At 73.9% G+C, this 5502-nt stretch carries 6 protein-coding genes and 1 pseudogene; 2 read left to right on the top strand and 5 right to left on the bottom strand.

Going from position 1 to position 5502, the window contains the following annotated elements:
* The 5 genes from ABZY31_RS31040 to ABZY31_RS31020 all read right to left on the bottom strand — a co-directional run.
* The coding region (locus ABZY31_RS31040; protein ID WP_356416999.1) for an NADH-quinone oxidoreductase subunit I at positions 1-636 on the bottom strand (636 nt) is incomplete at its 3' end.
* Positions 636-1604, bottom strand: coding sequence for a complex I subunit 1 family protein (locus ABZY31_RS31035; RefSeq protein ID WP_356416997.1), 969 nt, complete (start codon positions 1602-1604; stop codon positions 636-638). The genes ABZY31_RS31040 and ABZY31_RS31035, both read right to left, overlap by 1 nt.
* Positions 1601-3031, bottom strand: coding sequence for an NADH-quinone oxidoreductase subunit C (locus ABZY31_RS31030; RefSeq protein WP_356416995.1), 1431 nt, complete (start codon positions 3029-3031; stop codon positions 1601-1603). Before ABZY31_RS31030 ends, ABZY31_RS31035 begins: the two co-directional genes overlap by 4 nt.
* Positions 3028-3636: an NADH-quinone oxidoreductase subunit B family protein gene (locus ABZY31_RS31025; protein ID WP_356416994.1), complete on the bottom strand. Its 609-nt coding sequence runs from the start codon at positions 3634-3636 to the stop codon at positions 3028-3030. Before ABZY31_RS31025 ends, ABZY31_RS31030 begins: the two co-directional genes overlap by 4 nt.
* Positions 3627-4031, bottom strand: a complete 405-nt coding sequence (locus ABZY31_RS31020) for an NADH-quinone oxidoreductase subunit A (RefSeq protein WP_356416992.1) — start codon at positions 4029-4031, stop codon at positions 3627-3629. The genes ABZY31_RS31025 and ABZY31_RS31020 overlap by 10 nt, the downstream gene beginning before the upstream one ends.
* A 145-nt stretch (positions 4032-4176) precedes the next feature.
* Between ABZY31_RS31020 and ABZY31_RS31015 the strand changes: the two genes are divergently transcribed.
* Both ABZY31_RS31015 and ABZY31_RS31010 read left to right on the top strand, forming a co-directional pair.
* Positions 4177-5364 carry a sensor domain-containing protein gene (locus ABZY31_RS31015; protein WP_356416990.1) on the top strand — a complete coding sequence of 396 codons (1188 nt, stop codon included), beginning with the start codon at positions 4177-4179 and terminating at the stop codon, positions 5362-5364.
* Positions 5365-5407: 43 nt separating this feature from the next.
* Positions 5408-5502: pseudogene (locus tag ABZY31_RS31010) on the top strand (ATP-dependent Clp protease proteolytic subunit); the annotation flags it as partial.

Raw genomic sequence — 5502 nt, 5'->3', positions numbered from 1 at the left:
CCGCGGGCTGGTAGGCCTCGCCGTGGGGGGGCCCCCCGGCGCCGCCGGGGGCGGGGCGCCCCCCCCCCGGGGCGGGGGGGCGCCGCCCGGGGGGGGGCCCCCCGCGGCCGCTGCCGCCGCTTCGGCCTTCTCGACGGCCTTGCGGGCGGCGGCGACCTCCTTGGGCTCCTCGGCGGCCGCATCCAGCGCGGGCGGGGCCGGCACGGTCCACATCCACTCGCGCAGCTTGTCTCGCTCGTGGGTGAGTTCGTGGATGTCGGTCTCCGCGTACTCGAACTCCGGCGACCAGAACAGGGCGTCGAAGGGGCACACCTCGATGCAGATGCCGCAGTACATGCACAGCGCGAAGTCGATGGCGAAGCGGTCGAGGACGTTGCGGCTGCGCTCGCGCCCGCCGGGGGCGGCCGCCGGGACGGTCTCCTTGTGCGAGTCGATGTAGATGCACCAGTCGGGGCACTCGCGCGCGCACAGCATGCAGACGGTGCAGTTCTCCTCGAACAGCCCGATGACCCCGCGCGAGCGCGGCGGCAGTTCGGGCTGGGCGTCGGGGTACTGGGCCGTGTGCGAGCGCTTCACCATCGTGCGCAGGGTGACCGCGAGGCCCTTGGCGAGGCCGGAGCCGGGGACGGGAGGCATTACTGGATCGCCACCTTCACGATGCCGGTGAGCGCGATCTGGGCGAGCGCGAGCGGGATGAGTACGGTCCAGGCGAGCTTCTGGAGCTGGTCCTCGCGCAGCCGCGGGTAGGTCACGCGCAGCCAGATCACGACGAAGGCGAGGACGGCGGCCTTGAGCAGCGTCCAGACCCAGCCGAGGCCGTCCGCGCCGAAGGGGCCGTGCCAGCCGCCGAGGAAGAGGACGGTGGTCAGGCCGCACAGGACGACGATGCCCGCGTACTCGGAGAGCAGGAACAGCGCGAACCGCAGTCCGGTGTACTCGGTGTACGCGCCGAAGATGATCTCGGAGTCGGCGACGGGCATGTCGAACGGCGGCCGCTGGAGTTCGGCGAGGCCCGCGGTGAAGAAGACCACGGCGCCGACGATCTGCCAGGGCAGCCACCACCACTGGAAGGCCCCGACGATCCCGGTCAGGGACACGGTCCCGGCGGCCATCGCGACGGAGGCGGCGGCGAGCAGCATCGGCAGCTCGTAGGCGAGCAGCTGGGCGGCCGTCCGCAGGCCGCCGAGCAGCGAGAACTTGTTCGCGGAAGCCCAGCCCGCCATGAGACTGCCGAGCACGCCGACGCCCATGACGGCGAGCGCGAAGAAGATCCCCGCGTCGATGACCTGGCCGACCGCGCCGTCGCCCGGGCCGATGGGGATGGCGAGGAGGACGAGGAGGTACGGCAGGAGCGCGACGGCGGGCGCGAGCTGGAAGATCCGCCGGTCGGCGTCGGCCGGGACGATGTCCTCCTTCTGCGCGAACTTCACGCCGTCGGCGACGAGCTGCGCCCAGCCGTGGAAGCCGCCCGCGTACATGGGGCCGAGGCGGCCCTGCATGTGCGCCATCACCTTGTGCTCGGCGTGCCCGACGACGAGGGGCAGGACGAGGAAGCAGACGAAGACGACGATCAGTCGCAGGGCGACGTCGAGGACGTCGTTCACGCGGGGCCTCCTGCGGAGGGCTCAGTGGGGTCCTGGTCCGGGGTCGGCTCCCCCGACAGGGTCTCCGGCTCGGCCTTGCCCGGCTCGGATGCCGGGGTCGGCTCCCCCGTGGCGGGCTCCGGGGCGCCCTTGCCCGGCTCCGGGGTCGGGTTCGCGTCCGGCGGCGCCGGGGCCTCGGCGGGTGCCGGGGCCGGGGTGCCCGGCTCGGGCTCCGGGGCGGGTGCGGGTGCGAAGGCGGGCTTCGGGTCGTGCCAGGGGGCGTCCGGACTGCGGGGTGCCGTGCGCCGGGGCGCGGGCTCCGGGGCGTCCGTGGCCGTCCCGGGTGCCGGGTGCGCCGGTACGTCCGTACCCGCCGGGGGCGTGGGCGCAGCCGGGGCCCCCGCGGGCTTCGGTACGTCCGTACCCGCCGGGGGCATGGGCGCAGCCGGGGTCGCCGGAAGCGCGGAGGCGTCCGTGGCCGCCGGAGGCGGGGGCGCAGCCGGGGTCACCGGGGCGTCCGGGGTCACCGGCGTACCCGGGGTCACCGGCGTACCCGGGGTGACCGGCGTACCCGGGGTGACCGGCGTATCCGGGGTCGCCCGGGTCGCCGGAGGCTGTTGGCTTGCCGAGCCGTCGGCCACCGAGCGGCTGCCGCGGGCCGGGCGGGCGGCGGCTTCCGGTGCGGGGGCGGCCGTACCGGCTGCCGGCGTCGGTTCGTCCGGGGCCGCCGGGGGCGCCTGGGTCGCGGAGCCCTCCGCCACCGAGCGGGCGCGGCGGGCCGGGGCGCCTTCGCGGGCGGGGCGGGCGGCGGCGCCGGCGCCGGCACCGGCCGCCCGGGGGGTGCGGGCCGGGCGGGCCGGAGCCGGGGGGAGCTGGCCCTTGAGGGGACCCCATTCGTTCGGGTCCGGGACGCCCGGGGGCAGCATCTGGCGGCGCTTCGGGCCGTCCGGGTCCGCGCCCTCGCCGGGCTCCTTGGCACCGGGCCAGGCCTTGGCGACCCGCGCGGCCAGGACGAAGTCCTTGCGCAGCGGGTGGCCCTCGAAGTTCTCGGGGAGCAGGAGCGGGACCAGGTTCGGGTGGTCGGTGAAGTCCACGCCGAACATCTCGAAGGTCTCGCGCTCGTGCCACGCCGCCCCCGCGTACACCGCGACGGCGGAGGGGAGGGAGGGCGCGGCGTGCGGGACGGTGGTGCGCAGGAGGAGGCGCCGGACGCGGTGGTTCTCCAGTGCCACGACGTGCGCGCAGATCTGGAAGCCGGTGCCCGGCTCGTCGACCGCGCTCAGCCAGTCGAAGTAGGTGCAGCCCAGTTTGTCGCGCGCGATCTCCAGCGCGGCGATCCAGCTGCCGACGGGGACGTCGACGGTCAGGACGTCGTACGCGTACGTGCCCAGGGCCTCTTCGCCGAAGATCTGCGGGGCCCCGTCGGGAAGGGATTCGTAGAGGTTCACGCGCGGGCCTCCCCCGCCGGACCGGCCGGCGGCGGCGTGACCAGGCCGCTCGTCAGCTGCGCCACCGAGGGCCCCGGGGTCCCCGCCGCGTACCGCTCGGCGAGCGACTCCCGGGCGATCTTCTCCTGGAGCTTGAGGATCCCCTGGAGGAGCGCCTCGGGGCGGGGCGGGCAGCCGGGGACGTAGACGTCGACCGGAATGATCTGGTCCACGCCCTTCGTCACGGAGTACGAGTCCCAGTACGGCCCGCCGCAGTTGGAGCAGGCACCGAAGGAGATGACGTACTTCGGCTCCGGCATCTGCTCGTACAGCCGCTTGACCGCCGGGGCCATCTTGTCCGTCACCGTGCCCGAGACGATCATCAGGTCGGCCTGGCGGGGGCCGGGCGCGAAGGGGATCACGCCGAGGCGGATGAAGTCGTGCCGCGCCATCGACGCCGCGATGAACTCGATCGCGCAGCAGGCCAGTCCGAAGTTGAAGACCCACAGGCTGTAGCGGCGGCCCCAGTTCAGGACCACCTTCATCGGCTCGGGGGCCAGGCGGGAGAGCACGCCCAGCCGCTTCGGGTCCGGGAGCGGCTGGGGTGCGGCCGGTGTCACGTCCATTCGAGGACGCCCTTCTTGTACGCGTAGAGCAGGCCGACGGCCAGGAAGCCCAGGAAGACGAACATCTCCACGAGCGTGGTGGCGCCGTAGGCGGCGAACACGGTCGCCCAGGGGAAAAGGAAGATCGAGTCGACGGCGAAGATGACGTAGAGGAAGGCGTAGACGTAGTAGCGCACCTGGGAGTGCGCCCAGCCCTCGCCGACGGGGTCCACGCCGCACTCGTACGTCAGCAGCTTCTCCGGGGTCGGCACCGACGGGCGCAGCAGGCGGCCCGCGCCGAAGGCGACGGCCACGAAGAGCACGCCCAGGGCGGCGAGCAGGCCGACGACCGAATAGCTCCGGAAGTAGTCGGCCGCGAGCACGGTCACGGCCGTCGGTACCGCTGGTTCGGGCACGTCCGCTCCTCGCTCCCGGTCACTGTCGATGATCTGTTACGCACGGGAGTCTAGGGCCTGGCTTCACAGGGTGGGGTTATCCCCCGTGCACTGCCCCCCGGCCCCCCCATGGCACGGGGTGGCCGCGCTTGACAGGCTGTGGGGCATGACCGTGAACATCCGGCCCGTTCCGGCCGCCGACGAAGACCGCCTCCCGCCCGTCCGCCCGGTGTTCGGGCGCGAGACGTGGAAGGAGATCACGCATCTCCTGCTGAACCTGCCGCTGGCGATCACCGGCTTTGTTTACACGGTGTTCATGGTGTCGATGGGCGGAGGGCTCGCCGTCACCGCGGTGGGGCTGCCGCTGCTCGCCTGCGGCCTGTTCGGGGCGCGCTGGCTGGGGCGGCTCGAACGCGTCCGGGCACGGGCCCTGCTGGGCGTGCGGGTGGACGAGCCGACGCCGATCCCGGGGCCGAAGCGGGCTGGCGGGTTCCTCCCCTGGCTGTGGACGAGCCTGAAGGACCCGGTGGCCTGGCGGACCTCGCTCTTCGGGCTGGTCCGGCTGCCGTGGGGGGTGCTGACCTTCACGGTCACGCTGGTCGGCCTGTTCGTGCTGTGGCCCGTACTTCCGTACCTGACGCGCGGCATGACCCACGTGGACCGGGCGATGGTACGGGGCCTGCTCTCGCCCGTGGACGAGCTGGAGCGGCGCATCGCCGAGCTGGAGTCGGACCGCGGGGTGGTCGTCGACACCGCGGCCGCCGACCTGCGCCGCATCGAACGGGACCTGCACGACGGGGCGCAGGCCCGGCTGGTCGCCCTGGCGATGGGGCTGGGCCTGGCCAAGGAGAAGCTGCTGGAGGACCCGGACGCGGCGGCCGCGATGGTGGACGAGGCGCACGGCGAGGTGAAGATCGCCCTCCAGGAACTGCGGGACCTCGCGCGCGGCATCCACCCGGCGGTGCTCACCGACCGGGGCCTGGACGCGGCCCTGTCGGCCATCGCCTCGCGGTGCCTGGTGCCGGTCAAGGTGGACGTGGACCTGCCGGCCCGGCCGGCGGAAGCCATCGAGGGGATCGCGTACTTCACGGTCTCCGAGCTGCTCCAGAACGTCAGCAAGCACGCGCGGGCGCGCTCCGCGGGCGTGGAGGTGTGGCGGGCCGCGGACCGGCTGCTGATCCGGGTCTCGGACGACGGGCGCGGCGGCGCGCAGGTCTCCGGAGGCGGCGGAACGGGGATGGCGGGGCTCGCGGAGCGGCTGGGAGCCGTCGACGGACTGTTCGTCGTGGACTCCCCCGAGGGCGGCGGGACCGTCGTGACGGCGGAGCTGCCGTGGCGGTCCCGGGGCGTCTGACCCGGACCGGGGACGGATGACACGGGATTTCTCGGCCTCCAGGCTCGGCCAGCAGGTAGACGACGACATCGCGAACAAGATCACGGCGCAGCTCCTGCTCCTGGCCGCCGAGCCGGAGAAGGACATCTACCTGTACAT

The organism is Streptomyces sp. NPDC006529 (genome assembly GCF_040611795.1).
Taxonomy (GTDB): domain Bacteria; phylum Actinomycetota; class Actinomycetes; order Streptomycetales; family Streptomycetaceae; genus Streptomyces.
Note: the sequence above shows the minus strand (reverse complement) of the source record. Positions and strands in the feature narration are given on the sequence as shown.